Annotated in this window: 14 protein-coding genes; 9 read left to right on the plus strand and 5 right to left on the minus strand. The window is 64.9% G+C overall.

Annotated elements, in window-relative coordinates; genetic code table 11:
* Positions 1-79: 79 nt before the first annotated feature.
* On the plus strand, positions 80-1276 hold the full coding sequence (locus QRN70_RS15525) for a DUF3142 domain-containing protein (RefSeq protein WP_285418868.1): 1197 nt from the start codon (positions 80-82) through the stop codon (positions 1274-1276).
* The gene (locus tag QRN70_RS15530; RefSeq protein ID WP_285418869.1) at positions 1263-3401 is read left to right on the plus strand and encodes a hypothetical protein; all 2139 of its coding nucleotides are present in this window, start codon (positions 1263-1265) and stop codon (positions 3399-3401) included. Before QRN70_RS15525 ends, QRN70_RS15530 begins: the two co-directional genes overlap by 14 nt.
* Here the strand turns inward: QRN70_RS15530 and QRN70_RS15535 are convergent.
* Positions 3398-4027, minus strand: a complete 630-nt coding sequence (locus QRN70_RS15535; protein WP_285418870.1) for a LysE family translocator — start codon at positions 4025-4027, stop codon at positions 3398-3400. The genes QRN70_RS15530 and QRN70_RS15535 overlap by 4 nt on opposite strands.
* A 144-nt stretch (positions 4028-4171) precedes the next feature.
* Between QRN70_RS15535 and QRN70_RS15540 the strand changes: the two genes are divergently transcribed.
* On the plus strand, positions 4172-4645 hold the full coding sequence (locus QRN70_RS15540; RefSeq protein ID WP_285418871.1) for an Lrp/AsnC family transcriptional regulator: 474 nt from the start codon (positions 4172-4174) through the stop codon (positions 4643-4645).
* Positions 4646-4700: 55 nt separating this feature from the next.
* Here the strand turns inward: QRN70_RS15540 and lpdA are convergent, their stop codons facing one another.
* A complete protein-coding gene (gene lpdA / locus QRN70_RS15545) occupies positions 4701-6101 on the minus strand; it encodes a dihydrolipoyl dehydrogenase (protein ID WP_285418872.1) in 1401 nt (466 codons plus the stop codon).
* Between the two features lie 213 nt (positions 6102-6314).
* Between lpdA and hflK (QRN70_RS15550) the strand changes: the two genes are divergently transcribed.
* From hflK (QRN70_RS15550) to cfaB, 5 genes are all read left to right on the plus strand, one after another.
* Positions 6315-8276: a protease modulator HflK gene (gene hflK, locus QRN70_RS15550; protein WP_285418873.1), complete on the plus strand. Its 1962-nt coding sequence runs from the start codon at positions 6315-6317 to the stop codon at positions 8274-8276.
* Positions 8273-9316 (plus strand): protease modulator HflC, encoded by a 1044-nt coding sequence (gene hflC, locus QRN70_RS15555; protein ID WP_285418874.1) that lies wholly within the window; start codon positions 8273-8275, stop codon positions 9314-9316. The genes hflK (QRN70_RS15550) and hflC overlap by 4 nt, the downstream gene beginning before the upstream one ends.
* Entirely contained in the window at positions 9313-10371 is a 1059-nt protein-coding gene (hflK, locus tag QRN70_RS15560; protein ID WP_285418875.1) for a protease modulator HflK, read from the plus strand. Before hflC ends, hflK (QRN70_RS15560) begins: the two co-directional genes overlap by 4 nt.
* Positions 10368-12290, plus strand: coding sequence for a heavy metal translocating P-type ATPase (locus tag QRN70_RS15565; RefSeq protein WP_285418876.1), 1923 nt, complete (start codon positions 10368-10370; stop codon positions 12288-12290). The genes hflK (QRN70_RS15560) and QRN70_RS15565 overlap by 4 nt, the downstream gene beginning before the upstream one ends.
* 151 nt (positions 12291-12441) lie before the next feature.
* The gene (cfaB, locus tag QRN70_RS15570) at positions 12442-13629 is read left to right on the plus strand and encodes a C17 cyclopropane fatty acid synthase CfaB (protein WP_285418877.1); all 1188 of its coding nucleotides are present in this window, start codon (positions 12442-12444) and stop codon (positions 13627-13629) included.
* Position 13630: 1 nt separating this feature from the next.
* On the opposite strand, the gene cls is transcribed toward cfaB, so the two are convergent.
* Positions 13631-15070 (minus strand): cardiolipin synthase, encoded by a 1440-nt coding sequence (gene cls / locus QRN70_RS15575; RefSeq protein WP_285418878.1) that lies wholly within the window; start codon positions 15068-15070, stop codon positions 13631-13633.
* Positions 15071-15215: 145 nt separating this feature from the next.
* On the opposite strand from cls, the gene QRN70_RS15580 reads away from it, so the two are divergent.
* Positions 15216-15734: a DUF3617 domain-containing protein gene (locus tag QRN70_RS15580; RefSeq protein WP_285418879.1), complete on the plus strand. Its 519-nt coding sequence runs from the start codon at positions 15216-15218 to the stop codon at positions 15732-15734.
* Between the two features lie 217 nt (positions 15735-15951).
* Here the strand turns inward: QRN70_RS15580 and QRN70_RS15585 are convergent, their stop codons facing one another.
* A complete protein-coding gene (locus tag QRN70_RS15585; RefSeq protein WP_285418880.1) occupies positions 15952-16512 on the minus strand; it encodes a gamma carbonic anhydrase family protein in 561 nt (186 codons plus the stop codon).
* Positions 16509-17384: a metal ABC transporter substrate-binding protein gene (locus QRN70_RS15590; protein WP_285418881.1), complete on the minus strand. Its 876-nt coding sequence runs from the start codon at positions 17382-17384 to the stop codon at positions 16509-16511. The genes QRN70_RS15585 and QRN70_RS15590 overlap by 4 nt, the downstream gene beginning before the upstream one ends.
* Positions 17385-17387 lie beyond the last annotated feature (3 nt).

Here is a 17387-nt window from a genome sequence, read left to right on the forward strand (position 1 = left end):
CGATTTTCGCTGGCGTGCGGCGCGCCGCTGGAGGTTTTGTGTAACCTTGCAGCCTTGTGTTGCCAGGGATTTGCACCTCATGCGGTTTCTTTCCAGGCTGTCTGCCTTGCTGGCCACAGCCATGCTGCTGTCTGCCTGCGAGGGGCAGGACGCCGCGCCTCTCGATCAACAACTGTACGTCTGGCAACGCCAGTGGACGCCGGCCCATGAGCCGGCGCTGAAGGACAGCCGCAGCGATTTTTCGACCTTGCGCGTTCTGGCGCTGCAAGCGTTCCCCGGGGCCGGCTGGAGCCGTGCGCGCATCGATGCGGCGCTGCTGCAAAGCGACGGCCGGCCGCTGATCGCGGTGATCCGCCTCGATGGGCAGCTGCCGACGCTGGACCAGCAACAGGTCACGGCGCAGATCCTGCAGTTGATCGCCGACTGGCAAGGGCAGGGGGTGGTCCTTGCTGGCGTGGAGATCGACCACGATGCCGGCAATGCGCGCCTGGCGGCCTATGCGCGCTTCCTCAGCCACCTGCGTGCGACGTTGCCAGCGACATTGCCGCTGAGCATCACCGCATTGCCGGCGTGGCTCGACAGCCCGCAACTGCCGGCGCTGCTGGCGACCGTCGACAGCAGCGTGCTGCAAGTGCATGCAGTCAGCGATCCACGCCGGGGCCTGTTCGACCCGCAGCAGGCGCAACGTTGGGCCCGGGCCTGGAGCCGGGTCAGCACCAGGCCGTTCTATCTGGCGCTGCCGGCGTACGGTGTGGCGCTGCTGCCGGACGCGACCGGCGCGCCGCTGGTGGAAAGCGAAGTGACTCTGGAGCGCGGCGGCGAACGGCGTGAACTGCGCGCCGATCCGCTGCAACTGAGCCGCCTGGCCAAGACACTGCGTGCCGAGCGCCCGGCGCACCTTGCGGGGCTGATCTGGTTCCGCCTGCCGCTGGCCAATGACCGCCGGGCCTGGAGCCTGACCACGTTGCGCGCGGTGGCGCGTGGCGATGCGCTGGCCAGCGACGTGCGCCTGAGCTTCAGCGAAAGCGCCGGGCTCTACGACATCCGCCTGAGCAATCCGGGCAACCTCGACAGCCCCTGGCCGGCGCAATTGATCGTCAAGGCGCGGGGCTGCGAAGGTGCCGATGCGCTCGCCGGTTATTCGTTGCAACAAGGCGCGGATCTGCTTACCTTCACCCGCCTGCGCGAGGGCCGGTTGCCGGCGGGCGGGCAGCGCGCCATCGGTTGGGCGCGTTGCGCACATATTGATCAAGGAGGTTCGCATGTTGACCCGTAACTGGCCCCGCCACCTGCTCTGCCTGAGCCTCAGCCTGCCGCTGGGTTCGGCGCTGGCCTGCGGCCCGGACTTCCCGATGCGTCTGCTCGACAATCGCGGGCAGACCCTGGCGGACATGCCCGAGGGCAACTTCAACTTCGAGATCAAGCGCATCGGCAAAGCCATCGCCGGGCTGAACAACATCGCCGCTGCCAGCCACGATCCGCAAGCAGACTACGCCGCGGATGTCGCGCCGCAGGAGGCGCGCGACAAGGCCGAGCTGCTCGGTTTGAGCGCCGAGCAGCAGGTGCTGGTCAAGCAACTGCGCAGCCTGAGCGACGCCCGTCAGGTCGAGGCGCAAGGGGCGAGCTTGCCGGCGGAAATTCGCCTGTACGTGGCCGGTGCCGTGGCCTTCGCGGCGGGTGATCAGCGCCTGGCGGCCGACTACTTCCGCCAGGTGCTGGCGCTGCCGGCCGAGCAACGGCCGTTGCGCAGTACCTGGGCCGCCTATTCCCTCGGCCGGGCGCTGTTCGCCTTGAGCAGCGAAGCCGACGACGTACTCTCGGCGCTGGAGGATGCCCTGCCGGCCTATCGCCAGGCGCGGCAACTGAGCATCGACGGTTTCAGCGATCCGCTGGAGCTGGGCGTCGCCAGCCTTGGCGAAGAGGCGCGGGTGCTGCGTGCCGCCGGCGACTGGAACGACGCCATCGAACTGTATGCCGCGCAGAACCTGCACGGCTCCAGCGTCGGCTACACCTCGTTGAAGTTGCTGATGAACGATCTGGCGGATCAGCCCGAGGAGCAGCTGAACAAGCTGCTGCGCGGCAAAGCGGTGCAGCAATTGGTAACGGCATCGCTGATCAGTCGGCTCGGCTGGTCATTCGGCGATGAGCCGCCGAACCAGAAAAAGCTCATCAAAGCGTTGCAGGCGAGCACGCGGGGCAGCCTGGATAATGCCGATCGCCTGGCCGCGATGAATTACCAGCAGGGCGATTACGCCAGCGCCAAGGCCTTCCTCGAACACGCCGGCGACAGCGGGCTGGCGTGGTGGCTGCGGGCGAAACTGGCGCTGCGCGATGGCGATAAAAACGCCGCCGCGGCCGCTTACGCGAAAGCCGCGCAAGCTTTTCCGCAGGACGAATCCTGGGGCGAGCGGCGCACGCCGGATTGGGATTACGAGACGCTGCAGCCCAAGTGTCGGGTCGAGGGCGAGAGTGCGATTCTCGCCCTGCAGCGCGGCGAGTACCTGCAGGCCTTCGATCAGTTGTATCGCAGCCAGCGCATCTATTGGTCTGACACCGCGACCGTGGCCGAGCGCGTGCTGACGGTCGATGAACTCAAGCAGTATGTCGACACGAACGTCCCGGCACCGCCGGCGCTGAGCCAGCAAGATCGCGACAATTACGTCGCGTTGCCGGTGGCCGCCAGCCTGCGCAACCTGCTCGGCCGGCGCCTGCTGCGCGAAGGGCGTTATGAGGAAGCGGTCGGCTACTTCGACAATCCCGAATTGCAGAACAAGGCCCGGCACTATGGCGAGCAGCGCAGGGCTGCCGATTCGGCCTGGTGGCCGACCAAACGCGCGACGGCGTTGTTCAACGCGGCATGGGCGGCGCGCGAGTGGGGCATGGAACTGCTCGGTTATGAACTGGCCCCGGACTACCAGATCTTCGGCGGCAACTACAGCCTGGAAACCCCTGAGCTGAAAGCCGGCCCGCTGGTGGCCGAAGCCGAAGTGCAACGGCAGAAAGCCAGTGAGGCACAGCCGGATCAGCGTTATCACTACCGGTTCGTCGCCACGGCCCTGGCCAGCCGCGCCGCTGACAACCTGCCGCACACCAGCCAGGCGTTCGCTGCGGTGCTGTGCCAGGCTGCGGGGTTCAATAGCAGCCTGGAAGAGCAGAGCGCCTTTTATCGGCGCTACGTCAAGGAAGGCCCGTACATGACCTGGGGCGGCTATTTCGGTCAGCAGTGTCCGTATCCGGATTTCGCCAAGGCCGACAGACGCTATGTCACCCAGGTGGTCGATGCTGCGCGTGGTGCGCTGCGCCCGTATAAGCGGGCGGTGCAGGTCTCGGCCATCGTCGGTTTGACCGCACTCGCGCTGGTGCTGATCACCCGGCGTCAGCGCAAGGCGCGCAAGGCCTAGGCCTGCTGGATAAAGGTCAGGCGCAGGGCGAAGCCGATCAGCAGGCTGCCGAACAGCCACTGCTGCACCCGCTGCGCCGTCGGGCTGTGTTGCAGCCAGCGCCCCAGCGCGGCGCCGGTCAGGGCGTAGGCGCTGTCGAACAGCAGCCCGACGCCCACCAGCAGGGCGCCGAGCACGGCGAACTGGGTCAGCACCGGTGCACCTGCGGCGACGATGAATTGCGGCAGCAGCACCGAGCAGAACAGCAGCGCCTTGGGATTGAGCAGATTGGTCAGCAGGCCCCGGCGGATCGCTTCGCGCCACTGCGTATGGTTGTCGATCACGCTGCTGCCATGCAGATCCGGCAGCAGCGTGCTGCGCAGGCATTGAATGCCGATCCACAGCAGGTACGCCGCCCCGGCCAGGCGCACCACGTCGAAGGTCCACGGCGCCGCCTTGAACAGCGCCGCCAGACCCAATGCCGCCAGCGCCACGTGGCAAGCACGGGCGACCGCCAGGCCCAGCGCCGTGGCCAGGGCTGCGCCGCGACCCTGACGGGCGCCGGTCTGCAACAAGAGGATCATGTCCGGGCCGGGCAACAGATAGATCACCGCCAATGCCGGAAAAAACAGCCAGAGATTTGCCACGTCGTGCCCCTTTCGTCGTCGATTCGGTAACATCAGTCTAGGGCCGAGGGGCAGGGCAGGTGCTTGCGTAGTTGACTTCTAAAGACGCAAGGATTGGCATAATCTGCTGGTTTTGCGCCACCAGGCCATCGGAATCTGCCAATCATGAAACTCGACGCTTTCGACCGCAAGATTCTCGCCGCGCTGCAACGCGACGGGCGCCTGACCAACGTGCAACTGGCTGACGAGATCGGCTTGTCCGCGTCACCGTGTCTGCGGCGGGTGCGCATGCTGGAAGAGGCGGGGGTGATTCGCGGCTATCAGGCCAATCTCGATCGTGACGAGGTCGGCTTGGGCCTGACGGTGTTTGTCGGGGTCAAGGTCGAGCGGCACAACGACGAGCAGGCCGAGGCATTTCACCGGGCGGTCACTGCGTTGCCCGAGGTGATTTCGGCGTTTCTGGTGTCCGGCGAATCGGATTTCCTCCTGCAAGTGGTGGTGCCGGACCTGCGTGCCTACGACCGCTTCCTCACCGGTTGCCTGCTGAAACTGCCGGGGGTGAGCGATATCCGCAGCAACTTCGCGATTCACACGGTGAAGACCCCGGGCGCCTTGCCGTTGGGGCATCTGCCGCTGTGAAGTGCGGTGCGGTCGGCAGCGCCTGAAGCCTGCGGGCGCTGCCGATCCTGCGCGGTTACATCTGCGTGGCCATTCCCTCGACGTTCATCGCGGCCTGGCGCAATGCCTCGGAGCGGGTCGGGTGCGGGTGGCAGGTGAGGGCGATGTCCTGCGCCGAAGCGCTGAACTCCATGGCTACGCAGTACTCGCCGATCATTTCACTGACGCTCGGACCGACCAGGTGCACGCCGAGCACTTCGTCCGTGCGTTCGTCGGCGATGACTTTGGCGAAGCCTTCGGTCTCGTGGTTGATCTTCGCCCGGCTGTTGGCGGTGAAGGGGAATTTGCCGACCTTGTAGGCGCGCCCTGCGGCCCTGAGCTGTTCTTCGGTCAGGCCAACGCTGGCCAGCTCCGGGCGGGTGTAGATCACGTTGGGGATCAACGCGTAATTGACCTCGCCGGCCTTGCCGACAATCTGCTCGACGCAGGCCATGGCTTCGTCTTCGGCCTTGTGCGCGAGCATCGGCCCCGAGGTGACATCGCCGATCACCCAGATGCCCGGTGCTTCGGTGCGGTGCTGGCGATTGGCGAGCATTCCGCGCTTGTCGGTGCTCAGGCCGACGTTTTCCAGGCCCAGGCCCTGGGTGTAGGGCCGGCGACCGATGGCCACCAGCACGTAGTCGGCTTCCAGCGACTCGGCCGTACCGCCCGCCGCAGGTTCGACGCTGAGTTGCACGCCCGTGGCGGACGAGGTGGCGCTGGTGACCTTCGAAGCGAGTTTGAAGGCGATGCCCTGTTTGCTCAGCGAACGCTGCAGGGTCTTGCCGGCCTCGGCATCGACGCCAGGGCAGATGCGATCGAGGTATTCGACCACGGTGACCTGCGCCCCGAGCCGGCGCCACACCGAGCCGAGTTCCAGGCCGATGACGCCGGCGCCGATCACGACCAGGTGTTTCGGCACTTCGCTGAGCGACAGCGCGCCGGTGGAGTCGAGAATGCGCTGGTTGTCGATCTCCACGCCGGGCAGGGGCGTGGGCTCGGAGCCGGTGGCGATGATGATGTTCTTGGCGGTCAGCTCGAGGCGGCTGCCCTGGTCGCTGCTCGCGCTGACCCTGCCCGGGCCTTCGATACGGCCCCAGCCCTTGATCCAGTCGACCTTGTTCTTGCGAAACAGAAACTCGATGCCCTTGGTCAGGCCCGCCACGCTTTCATCTTTCTGCTTCATCATTTGCCCGAGGTTGAGCGTCGGCTTGACCTCGATGCCGAGGTTGGCGAACTCCGCACCCGTGGCCGCTTCGTACAGCTCGGAAGCGTGCAATAGCGCCTTGGACGGCATGCAGCCGACGTTCAGGCAGGTGCCCCCGAGCGTCGCGCGACCCTCCACGCACGCCGCCTTGAGGCCCAGCTGGCCAGCGCGGATCGCCGCGTTATAACCACCGGGGCCACCGCCCAGAATCACCACGTCATAGTTGCTCATGCACTTGCTCCTGATTGAAGGATGCGGATCGTTAACCGTAGCTGGCGCTAAAAATTATGATCGTAATATGAGCGTTTCCAGACATTTCGGTCAAGGCTTCAGGCAAGCGACAGGTTGCGCCTCGGCAGATTGAGAAAATGTGTACAAATATTTCACGACTTTCGTTATATCGTAACGATACGACGCTATGTCGCCGACGGGGTTTGGGGGGTTATGCAAGTCGATCTGGAAGTTGATGGCTCGCCGGTTACCGGATTACCGCGCTTTCAACAAGCGGCTGGCCAGAGCCGGCGTCTACGCCGCTTGGCCATCGGCCTCGGCGCACTGGCCGGGGCTGGGTGGGTGCTGGCGTTTTTTGTCGGTCTGTTTGCGCCGCAATCGCTGTGGCCGGCGCTGCTGGTCAACCAGAGCGCGGCGTTGCTGGTGCTGGTCGCCGGGTTGCAATCGGCGTGGTGGCTGACGGAGTGGCGGGCGCGGGTGCTCCAGCCATTGCCGGCAATCGTCAGCGCTGAGGCGCAATTGCCGGCGCCGCACGGCTGGTACGAACGCCTGCTCGAGCGCCTGAGCCAGCGCGGCCTGCATCTGCTCGGGCAGATCGGCGCGGCGACCTTGTGGCTGGGCGCATGGGCATTGCTGGTGCTGCTCAGCCTTGAGCAGGTGTGGAACCTGGCGCTTCCGGCGACCGCCATGGGCCTGTCGGCGACGCTGGGCGCCGCGTTCGCCTTGCTGCTGGCGTTCGGTTTGCTGGTGCTGGAGCGGCAACTGGCCCAGGAACCTGCCGCGCAGTGGCCAGAAGCCGGGGCGCTGGTGCAACTGACGCGGGTGGCGATCATCAATCTGGTGCTGGGCGCCCTGTGTCTGCTTTTCGCCAGTGACAACGCGCTGTGGCCGGTGCGTCTGGCCGTGTTGCTAGGGATTCTGCCGGGGCTGGTGGCGGCGGAACTGCTGTTGCGCGCGCTGCTGTCGCTGTTCAGTCCGCGCCGCGAGCAATTGGAACCGACGCTGCTGGCGCGCAGTTTCGTCGCCGATCTGCTGCGCTGGCCACCGCAGCCGTTGCTCGCGTTGCAGCACGAACTGCACAACCGCTTCGGCATCGACCTGCGGCAGATCTGGGCATTCAGTTACATGCGCCGGGCGTTCCTGCCGGTGCTCGCGCTGGTGGCACTGGTGGGCTGGTTGCTTACCGGCATCCACGAAATTCCCCTGCAGAGTCGCGGCATCTACGAGCGTTTCGGCAAACCGCTGGAAGTGTTCGGCCCCGGCCTCCACGCCGGTCTGCCCTGGCCGCTGGGGCGGGTGCTGAGTGTCGAGAACGGTGTGGTGCATGAGTTGGCCACCAGCGTCGGAGACAATCCGCCGCCCGTCGAGCAGCAATCGGCAGAAGGTCCGGCACCCCTGACGGCCAACCGCTTGTGGGACGCCAGCCACGTCAACGACAAATCCCAGGTCATCGCCAGCCGCCGCGGCGAGCAGCAGAGCCTGCAGATCGTCAACATGGACGTGCGTTTCGTCTATCGCATCGGCCTCAGCGACCACGCGGCATTGGCCGCCACCTATAACAGCGCGGATGTGCCGACGCTGATCCGCAGCACCGCCAGCCGCATCCTGGTACACGACTTTGCCACGCGCACCCTCGACGGATTGCTCGGGGCGGACCGGCAAGGCTTGGCGGATGACATCGGCCGTGCCGTGCAGGACGATCTGCACACGCTCGACAGTGGCGTGGAAATTCTCGCCACCGTGGTCGAGGCGATTCACCCGCCGGCCGGTGCGGCCAATGCCTACCACGGGGTGCAAGCGGCGCAGATTGGCGCGCAGGCGTTGATCGCGCGTGAGCGCGGCGCGGCGGCCGAAGCCAGTAACCAGGCGCAGTTGCAGGCCAGCCTGGCCCGCGACCAGGCCAGCGCCAACGCCCATGAAATCAACGCATCAGCCCGCGCTGCGGCGCTGAAATTCAGCGCCGAACAACAAGCCTACGCCAGCGCCGGGCAGGCGTTCGTCCTGGAGCAGTACCTCAGCCAGCTCAGCCAGGGCCTGGGCAAAGCCCGATTGCTGGTGCTCGACCATCGCCTCGGCGGCAGCAGCAATGCGCCCACCATCGACCTGCGTCCATTCACGTTGCCGGCGGATCCGACGCCAGCGCGCACCACCGCTCAACCAGGAGTCAGCCATTGAGCCAGTCGCACACCCACGATCAGCATGATCACAGCGGCCACGATCATGCGCATGGCGGCCATCACCCTCATGGGCATCATCACCATCACCATGGTGCACCGGCAGAGGCGGGGCCGTTCCCGTGGCGGCGGATGGGCTGGGCGGCGTTGCTGGTGGCGTTCGCCATCGCGGCGGCGAGTCTGGTCCAGGTGCGCTCCGGCGAGGCCACGGTGATTACCCGTTTCGGCAATCCGTCGCGGGTATTGCTCGAGCCGGGCCTGAGCTGGCGCTGGCCGGCGCCGTTCGAAGCGGCGATTCCGGTGGACCTGCGTCTGCGCACCACCTCCAGCGGTTTGCAGGATGTGGGCACCCGCGATGGCCTGCGCATCATCGTCCAGGCCTACGTCGCGTGGCAGGTGCAGGGCGATCCGGACAACGTGCAGCGTTTCATGCGCGCGGTGCAGAACCAGCCGGACGAAGCGGCGCGGCAGATTCGTACCTTTGTCGGCTCGGCGCTGGAAACCACCGCCAGCAGTTTCGACCTGGCCAATCTGGTCAACACCGACGCCAACCAGGTACACATTGCCGATTTCGAGGCGCAACTGCGTCAGCAGATCGATCAGCAGTTGCTCGCCACCTACGGCGTGCGTGTAGTGCAGGTCGGCATCGAACGCCTGACCTTGCCATCGGTAACTCTCAGCGCAACGGTCGACCGCATGCGCGCAGAACGGGAAACCATTGCCACCGAACGCACCGCTATCGGTAAGCGGGAAGCGGCGCAAATCCGTTCCGCTGCCGAGCGTGATGCGCGCATCGTCCAGGCCGATGCCACGGTGAAGGCCGCCGAAATCGAAGCGCAATCGCGAGTGGAAGCTGCGCAGATCTATGGCCGTGCCTACGCCGGCTCACCGCAGCTGTACAACCTGCTGCGCTCGCTGGACACCCTCGGCACCATCGTTTCCCCCGACACCAAGTTGATCCTGCGCACCGACGCCGCGCCATTCCGCGTATTGGTGGACGGTCCGCCGGCGCTGGACAGCAACAGTGGAACAAAACCATGAACGAGGTTCCACGTGGAACAAATGCCTTGAGCAGTCCGTGGATTCAGGCCGGACGTCTGGCATTTTTTGCCTTGTACGCGGTGACCGTGCTTGCTGCATTGGCCTGGGCGTTTTCCAACGTGCGGCAGATAGATCCGCAAAATCGCGCAGTGGTTTTGCACTTTGGCGCGCTGCAACGCGTGCAAAACGCCGGGCTGCTACTGGCCTGGCCGCAGCCGTTCGAGCAGGTGGTGTTGCTGCCAGCGGCGGATCGGGTCATCGAGCGCCGGGTGGAAAACCTGTTGCGCAGCCCTGCGGCGGTGAAAGCCGATCGCTCCGCCACCTTCGCCACACCGCTGAGCGATGCCCTGGCCGGTTCCGGGTATTTGCTGACCGGTGACGCCGGCGTGGTGCAACTGGATGTGCGGGTGTTCTACAAAGTCACCAACCCCTACGACTTCGTCCTGCAAGGCGAGCATGTGTTGCCGGCACTGGATCGCTTGGTAACCCGCAGCGCGCTGGCGCTGACGGCCGCGCGTGATCTGGACACGATTCTGGTCGCGCGTCCGGAGCTGATCGGCGCCGACAATCAAGCCGCCGAGCGCCGTGAACGCTTGCGTGGCGATCTGGTGCAAGGCATCAACCGGCGTCTGGCCGAACTGCAGGCGAGCGGGCAGGGCATTGGCATCGAGGTGGCCCGGGTCGATGTGCAATCGAGTCTGCCGGAGCCGGCGATCAGCGCGTTCAACGCCGTGCTGACCGCCAGCCAGCAAGCCGACAAAACCGTGGCCAACGCGCGCACCGAAGCGGAAAAACTCACCCAGAGCGCCAACGAGCAGGCTGACCGCACCCTGCAAGTCGCCCATGCCCAGGCCGGTGAACGCCTGGCCAAGGCCTCAGCGGACACCGCGACAGTATTGAGTCTGGCCACGGCGCAACGCCAGGGCAGCGATCCGCAGATGCTCCTGCGCCTTTACCGCGAACGCATGCCGAAGATTCTCCGCCAGGCCGGTTCCGTGACCACGGTCGACCCGCAGGACGATTCCCGCCTGATCATTCAGGGAGCCAGTCAATGAGCGCGAGCAGTGTTACCCCAAGTCTGTTGTCTTCGGCTGAACAACGCCGCGCCGCGCGCCAGTTGACCCTGGCCATGCTCGCCCTCGGGCTGCTGGGGCTGGGTTTGCTCTGGCGCGGGTGGCTGCCGGAGCAGACCGGCGTCAGTCAGTTGTTGCTCGGCTTTTCTTCTTTATTGGTTGCGGTGCCGGTGATGCGCTCGGCGTGGTTCAGCCTGCGGTATCCGAGCCTGCACGGCATCACCGATCAATTGATCGCGCTGGCCATGCTAGGTGCGTGGGCCACGGGCGACCTGCTCACGGCGGCGCTGTTGCCGATCATCATGATCTTCGGCCATGTGCTCGAGGAGCGCAGCGTGATCGGCTCGCAGGAGGCGATTCATGCGCTCGGCCAACTGACCCGCAGCCACGTACGTAAGGTGCAGGCGGACGGCACGATCATCGAAGTCGATAACGCCACGCTCAAGCCTGGCGATACCGTCGAAGTCCGCGCCGGTGACCGAGTGCCGGCGGACGGCCGGGTGCTGTCCGGCCAGGCCAGCCTCGACACCGCCTCGATCACCGGGGAGTCGGTGCCGGTGGAGGCGGGTGCGGGCATGCCGGTGTTCGGCGGGGCGATCAACCTCGATGGCCTGCTGCGCATCGAGGTGACGCGCACCGGCGACCAATCGACCCTTGGCAAAGTCATCGCCCTGATGCAGAACGCCGAGCGCTCCAAGCCACCGATTACCCGATTGCTCGAACGTTATGCCGCCAGCTACATGGTGCTGGTGTTGCTGCTGGCGGCGGTGACCTGGTTTGTCACCCACGACGCGCAGGCGATGCTCGCCGTGTTGGTCGCGGCGTGCCCCTGTGCGCTGGTGTTGTCAGCCCCGGCCACGGCGATTGCCGGGGTCGCGGTGGCGGCGCGGCACGGCATTCTGATCCGCAGTTCGGCTTTCCTCGAAGAGCTGGCCGACCTCACCTCATTGGTGGTCGACAAGACCGGCACCCTGACCTTCGGCACGTTGCGCCTGCAATCGATCGACAGTCCGCGTGCCGATCACGCTGCAGTGATGGCTCTGGCCGCCAGCCTCGGCGCCGCCAGCAGCCACCCGGTCAGCCGCGCGCTGGCCGGGCTGGTCAGCGCCGATGCGCAGCTGGCCTTGACTGACATCCATGAACGCCAGGGCCTCGGGGTGGTGGCGATGACCGCGCAGGGCGCAGCCGCCCTCGGCCGTCCGGAATTGTTCGCGCAACTGGCAATTGCCACCCCGGCGATTCCCGAGCACGACGGGCCGATTGCCGGCCTGGCCCTCAACGGTGAATTCCTGGCCTGGCTGTTGCTGGCTGACAGCGTCAAACCGGAAGCACGTTTTGCCCTCGGCGAACTGCGCGAGCTGGGCCTGGGTCGTCAGTTGCTGTTGACCGGCGACCGCCAGAGCGTGGCGCACAGCCTGGCGCGGGATGTCGGCCTGCACGAAGTCCAGGCGCAGGCGTTGCCCGAGGACAAACTCAACCGCGTGCTGCAGGAAATCGCCGACGGCTTCCGGCCCATGGTGGTCGGTGACGGCATCAACGATTCGCTGGCATTGAAGGCCGGGGTGGTCGGCGTGGCGATGGGCGCAGGCGGTGCGGACATCGCGCTGGCATCCGCCGACATCGTGCTGATCGGTAGCGATCTGCGCCGTCTCGGCACCTGCTTGCGCCTCAGTCGCCAGTGCCGGCGTACCTTGCAGGTCAACGTGATGATTGGCCTGGGCTGGACGCTGGCAATCGTGGTGTTTGCTGCGTTTGGCTGGCTCGGTGCAGCCGGGGCGATGATCGCGGCATTGCTGCACAACCTCAGCACGCTGCTGGTGCTGGGCAACGCCGGACGCTTGCTGCGCTTCCAGGAACCGCTGTTGAAACTCGAAAGCGGGACTGAGCATTTTTCGAACTGAGCGGCGCCTGCGCAGTCATCTGTAAAGGCGCGCTCAGGCAGGGATGAACGTGCGCTCTGGCCCATAGGTGGCGGCTATCAAATCGATAGCCTGCTATTTTTCAAGGATGGTCTACCCTCAGATCAGACGTCTGAAACCAGGGGGATATTCCATGCTCGCGCAACTTCCACCGGCCTTACAGAATCTGCAGCTTCCGCTACGCCTGCGACTCTGGGACGGCCATGAATTCAATCTGGGTCCGGCACCCAGTGTCACCATCGTGGTCAAGGACCCGACGATGGTGTCCCAGTTGACCCATCCGAGTCTCGACGCGCTGGGGGCGGCGTTCGTCGAGGGCAAGCTCGAACTCGAGGGTTCGATCAGCGAGGTGATCCGGGTCTGCGACGAGTTGAGCACGGCGCTGCTCGATGAGGACGAAGACAGTCATCCGGTGCGCACGCTGCACGACAAGGAAACCGACGCCAAGGCCATCTCCTACCATTACGACCTGTCCAACGCGTTTTACCAGCTGTGGCTGGACAGCGACATGGCGTACTCCTGCGCGTATTTCGAAACCGGCAGCGAATCTCTCGAACAGGCGCAACAGGCCAAATTCCGCCACCTGTGTCGCAAGCTGCGCCTGCAGCCGGGTGACTACCTGCTGGACGTCGGTTGCGGTTGGGGCGGACTGGCCCGTTATGCCGCGCGCGAGTTCGGCGCCAAGGTGTTCGGCATCACCCTGAGCAAGGAGCAATTGGCCCTGGCCCGCGAGCGGGTCAAGGCCGAAGGCCTGGAAGATCAGGTCGAGCTGCAGTTGCTCGATTATCGCGATCTGCCGCAGGACGGCCGTTTCGACAAGGTGGTCAGCGTCGGCATGTTCGAGCACGTTGGTCATGCCAACCTCGCCGAATACTGCAAGGTGCTGTTCGGTGCGGTGAAGGAGGGTGGCCTGGTGATGAACCACGGCATCACCGCCAAGCACACCGATGGCCGTCCGGTAGGCCGCGGTGCCGGCGACTTCATCGAGAAGTACGTGTTCCCCAATGGTGAGTTGCCGCACCTGGCGATGATCTCTGCCGAAATCAGCGAAGCGGGCCTGGAAATTGTCGACGTCGAGAGTCTGCGCCTGCATTACGCGCGCACGCTGGATCACTGGAGCGAACGCCTGGAGGACAACCTCGAAGCCGCGGCGAAATTGGTACCGGAGCAGGCCCTGCGCATCTGGCGCCTGTACCTGGCCGGTTGCGCCTACGCATTCGCCCGCGGCTGGATCAACCTGCACCAGATCCTCGCGGTGAAGGCCCACGCCGATGGCAGCCATGAACTGCCGTGGACCCGCGACGACATCTACAACCCCTGAGCTAGAGAATCGGTGAAATGAGCCGGGCGATCCGCATGCCGAGCTGTTGCAGGCGGTGGATCTCCCGGCTTTCTTCTTTGGCGACTTCGTAGGCCTGGGCGAAGTCATCGCTGAGCATCTGTTCCACTTGGGTGGCGAACGCGCTGTCGACCGTCAGCAACATCACCTCGAAATTCAGCCGGAACGAGCGGTTGTCCAGGTTGGCGCTGCCGATGGCACTGATCTCGCTGTCGATCAGCACTACTTTCTGGTGCAGGAACCCCGGCTCGTAGCGGAACACCCGCACCCCGGCGCGTACCGCTTCGAAGGCGTACAGGCTGGAAGCGGCGTAGACGATGCGATGATCCGGGCGCGAAGGTAGCAGCAGGCGCACATCGACGCCGCGCAGCACCGCCAGACGCAGTGCGGCGAACACCGCTTCGTCGGGGATGAAATACGGGCTGGTGATCCACACCCGCTCGTTGGCGGCATGGATCGCCTCGACGAAGAACAGCGAGCAGGTTTCATAGGCATCCGCCGGGCCGCTGGCGAGCAGTTGGCAGAGCACCCCGTCTTCGGGATAGGCGTCCGGCAGAATCAGCGGCGGCAAGGCCCGGGCCGCCCAGAACCAGTCTTCGGCAAATGACTCCTGCATGCACGCCACCACCGGGCCGCGCACCTGCATATGGGTGTCGCGCCACGGTGCCAGCGGCGGCTTTTCGCCCATGTATTCATCACCGACGTTATGCCCGCCGACAAATCCGACCAGCCCGTCGACCACGACGATCTTGCGATGGTTGCGGAAATTCACCTGGAAGCGATTGAGCCAGCCGCTGCGGGTGGCGAAGGCTTTGACCTCGACCCCGGCATCGCGCAGGCTCTGCACATAGCTGTGGGGCAGGGCGTGGCTGCCGATGCGGTCGTAGAGCAGATGCACCGCCACGCCTTCGCCGGCCTTCTGCACCAGCAGTTCGTGCAGGCGCCGACCGAGACGGTCGTCGTGAATGATGAAGAACTGGATCAGCACCGCTTCGCGGGCCTGGCGGATGGCGTTGAAAATCGCTTCGAATGTGGCGCTGCCGTTCACCAGCAGCTGCACCTCATTATTCGCCAGGCACGGCATGCGTCCCAATTTCGGCATGGCCCGCAGCGAGTCATAGGCGTTCGAGGCACGGGCGGTCAGGGCTTCTTCCACCCACGGGCGCCAGTTCAGTTCGGATATCGCCTGGCGCATGTGTTCGTTGGCCTGGCGCCGGGCCTTGATGTAACCGTCGAAGGTGCTGCGGCCAAAGACCAGATAAGGGATCAGCGTGAGGTAGGGGATGAATATCAGCGACAGCGCCCAGGCAATCGAGCCTTGCGCGGTGCGTACGGTCAACACCGCATGGATCGCGGCGATCGAGCCCAGCGTGTGGATCAGGGCGATCAGATAACCGAAAATGTGCGGTCCAAAATAATCCATGGGGCAACCTTGCTCCTGAAGATTCAATGCTTAACAGACCATGTTCCCATACGATTGTCGCTATTTAGTTTTCGCCATGCCGGCCGGGCATGAACCGAAGCAATCGGCCGACGTCTAACGGCCACTACTGATCAGGAGTTTTTCAATGAACGTTCGTCTGCTGGGTTTGGCGCTGGGACTGGGGTTGGCCTTGCCGTTGGTTGCTCAGGCGCAAATGCTGCAGCCGGGATTGTGGGAAATGACTTCGAGCAACGTCAAAGTCGATGACCAACCGATGGATGTGCAATCGATCCTCGGGCAGCTGCAGGGGCAGATGACGCCGCAGCAGCGCGCGGAACTGGAGAAGCAAGGCATCAACATCGGTGGCAAGGGCGTGCGTGCCTGCCTGACGCCGCAGCAGGTGGCGACCAACGACATTCCGCTGGCCGACCCTTCCTCGGGCTGCAAGCAGCAGATCACCGAGCGCAACGGCAATCAGTGGAAATTCCGCTTCAGCTGCCCACGGGCGCAGGGCAGCGGTGTCGCCACGTTCCTCAGCGACCGTGAGTTCACCACCGTGGCCAATGGCACATTCAACGCCATCGGCATTCAGCAGAAGGGCAGTCTGGAAACCCGCGCCGTGTGGCTGGGCCAGGACTGCGGCGCCGTCAAACCTCGCGCCTGACGGCGCTGGCATCAGCTCGCCGCTGCATGCAGCGCAGCGGTGAGTACGACAGCCTTCGTGCAAGCGATTGGCACGCCAGGCAACCTGGCCTGCTACCCACGTCGTGGCACTCGAGGGCGAAAACACCGATTGGCTAACGGCAACCCGCCAGGCACCGCGTGGCTGGCGGGTTATTGCGCATGGCCATGAAACTGCGGGTTCAACACACGGCTGATGTTCAGAACTCGTTCTGCAAGGCTTTGTAGCCGCGCACCAGGTCGACGTTGGTGCGCGCCACGTCCTCGGAAAACTCCGCAGCGCTGACGCTCACCGGCGGGAATTGCCCGAGGTCGGTGCCCGGGCCGATGCGCGTAGTCGAGGGCACGTAGAAGGCATCCGGCAAGTCGCGGCCGTCGACCACCGAGTTGTGCCGCACCACACAACCATTCCCCACCACGCAGTTGAACAGCACGCTGTTGAAGCCGATGAACACCCGGTCGCCGACGGTGCACGGACCGTGCACGATGGAACGGTGGGCGATGGAAGTGAACTCGCCGATGGTCACCGCCGCGCCGGATTTCGAATGGATCACCACGCCGTCCTGGATGTTCGAATTGGCGCCGATGATGATCGGCTCCATCTCGCCGCGGGCGTCGACCTCATCGGCACGGATCACTGCGTAGGGGCCGACGAAGACGTTTTCGCCGATCACCACTTTGCCGCAGATGATCGCGGTTTTGTCGACGTAGGCTGACTCGGCAATGTGCGGCAGATCGCCGGAAGGATTTTTACGGATCATGGCTGGCTCAGCGCGTTATAGAGCGTATCGAGGTTGTATTCGAACAGCCCGGCGAAGGTGCTGGCCGGGCCGCTGGCGGCGAGGGCGTCGGAGTACAACGTGCCGCCAATGCGCGCGCCGCTTTCGTCGGCGATCTGCTTGAGCAGACGCGCGTCCTTGATGTTTTCCATGAACACTGCCTTGACGTGGGCCTGGCGGATCTGCCGGATCAACGCGGCAACCTCGCTGGCGGAGGGCTCACGTTCGGTGGACAGGCCCTGTGGCGCCATGAAGTCGATACCGTAGGCCTGGCCGAGATAGCCGAAGGCATCATGGCTGGTGACGATCCTGCGGTTGCCCGCGGGCAGCGCAGCGAACCTGGCCTTGGCTTTGGCGAGCAGGGCGTAGATCTGCTTCAAGTAGGCCTTGCTGTTGCGCTCGTAGTCGGCCTGGTTGGCCGGGTCGGCGGCGATCAGCGCTCGGGTGATGTTGGCGATGTACAGCTCGCTGTTCGCCAGATTGTGCCAGGCGTGCGGATCGGCAACCGTCGCGCCGTCCTCATCCAGCGCGCGCGGAATCACCCCGTGGCTGGCACTGATGACCGTGGCTTTGGTCTCGGTGCTGGTCACCAGACGGTCCAGCCAGGGTTCGAAACCCAGGCCGTTCTTGATGATCAGCCTGGCCTCGAGCAAGGCTTTGGCGTCGTCCGGACTGGGTTCGTAAGTGTGGGCATCGGCGTCCGGGCCGACCAGGTTGGTAATCTGCACATGCTCGCCGCCGACCTGATGCACCATGTCGGCAAGAATGCTGAAGCTGGTAACCACTGGCAGTTTTTCCGCCGCCGATAACGACATCGACAGCAGCAGGCTGAACAACATGACTAGAGCGCGCATCGG

The organism is Pseudomonas sp. efr-133-TYG-5 (assembly GCF_030209175.1).
Taxonomy (GTDB): Bacteria; Pseudomonadota; Gammaproteobacteria; order Pseudomonadales; family Pseudomonadaceae; genus Aquipseudomonas.

Bases quoted from the DNA above. Each gene is read 5' to 3' on its own strand.
- QRN70_RS15530 (WP_285418869.1), top strand. From the start codon at position 1,263: ATGTTGACCCGTAACTGGCCCCGCCACCTGCTCTGCCTGAGCCTCAGC.
- QRN70_RS15565 (WP_285418876.1), top strand. From the start codon at position 10,368: ATGAGCGCGAGCAGTGTTACCCCAAGTCTGTTGTCTTCGGCTGAACAA.
- QRN70_RS15580 (WP_285418879.1), top strand. From the start codon at position 15,216: ATGAACGTTCGTCTGCTGGGTTTGGCGCTGGGACTGGGGTTGGCCTTG.
- hflK (WP_285418875.1), top strand. From the start codon at position 9,313: ATGAACGAGGTTCCACGTGGAACAAATGCCTTGAGCAGTCCGTGGATT.
- QRN70_RS15585 (WP_285418880.1), bottom strand. From the start codon at position 16,512: ATGATCCGTAAAAATCCTTCCGGCGATCTGCCGCACATTGCCGAGTCA.
- cls (WP_285418878.1), bottom strand. From the start codon at position 15,070: ATGGATTATTTTGGACCGCACATTTTCGGTTATCTGATCGCCCTGATC.
- cfaB (WP_285418877.1), top strand. From the start codon at position 12,442: ATGCTCGCGCAACTTCCACCGGCCTTACAGAATCTGCAGCTTCCGCTA.
- QRN70_RS15525 (WP_285418868.1), top strand. From the start codon at position 80: ATGCGGTTTCTTTCCAGGCTGTCTGCCTTGCTGGCCACAGCCATGCTG.
- QRN70_RS15540 (WP_285418871.1), top strand. From the start codon at position 4,172: ATGAAACTCGACGCTTTCGACCGCAAGATTCTCGCCGCGCTGCAACGC.
- lpdA (WP_285418872.1), bottom strand. From the start codon at position 6,101: ATGAGCAACTATGACGTGGTGATTCTGGGCGGTGGCCCCGGTGGTTAT.
- hflK (WP_285418873.1), top strand. From the start codon at position 6,315: ATGCAAGTCGATCTGGAAGTTGATGGCTCGCCGGTTACCGGATTACCG.
- QRN70_RS15590 (WP_285418881.1), bottom strand. From the start codon at position 17,384: ATGCGCGCTCTAGTCATGTTGTTCAGCCTGCTGCTGTCGATGTCGTTA.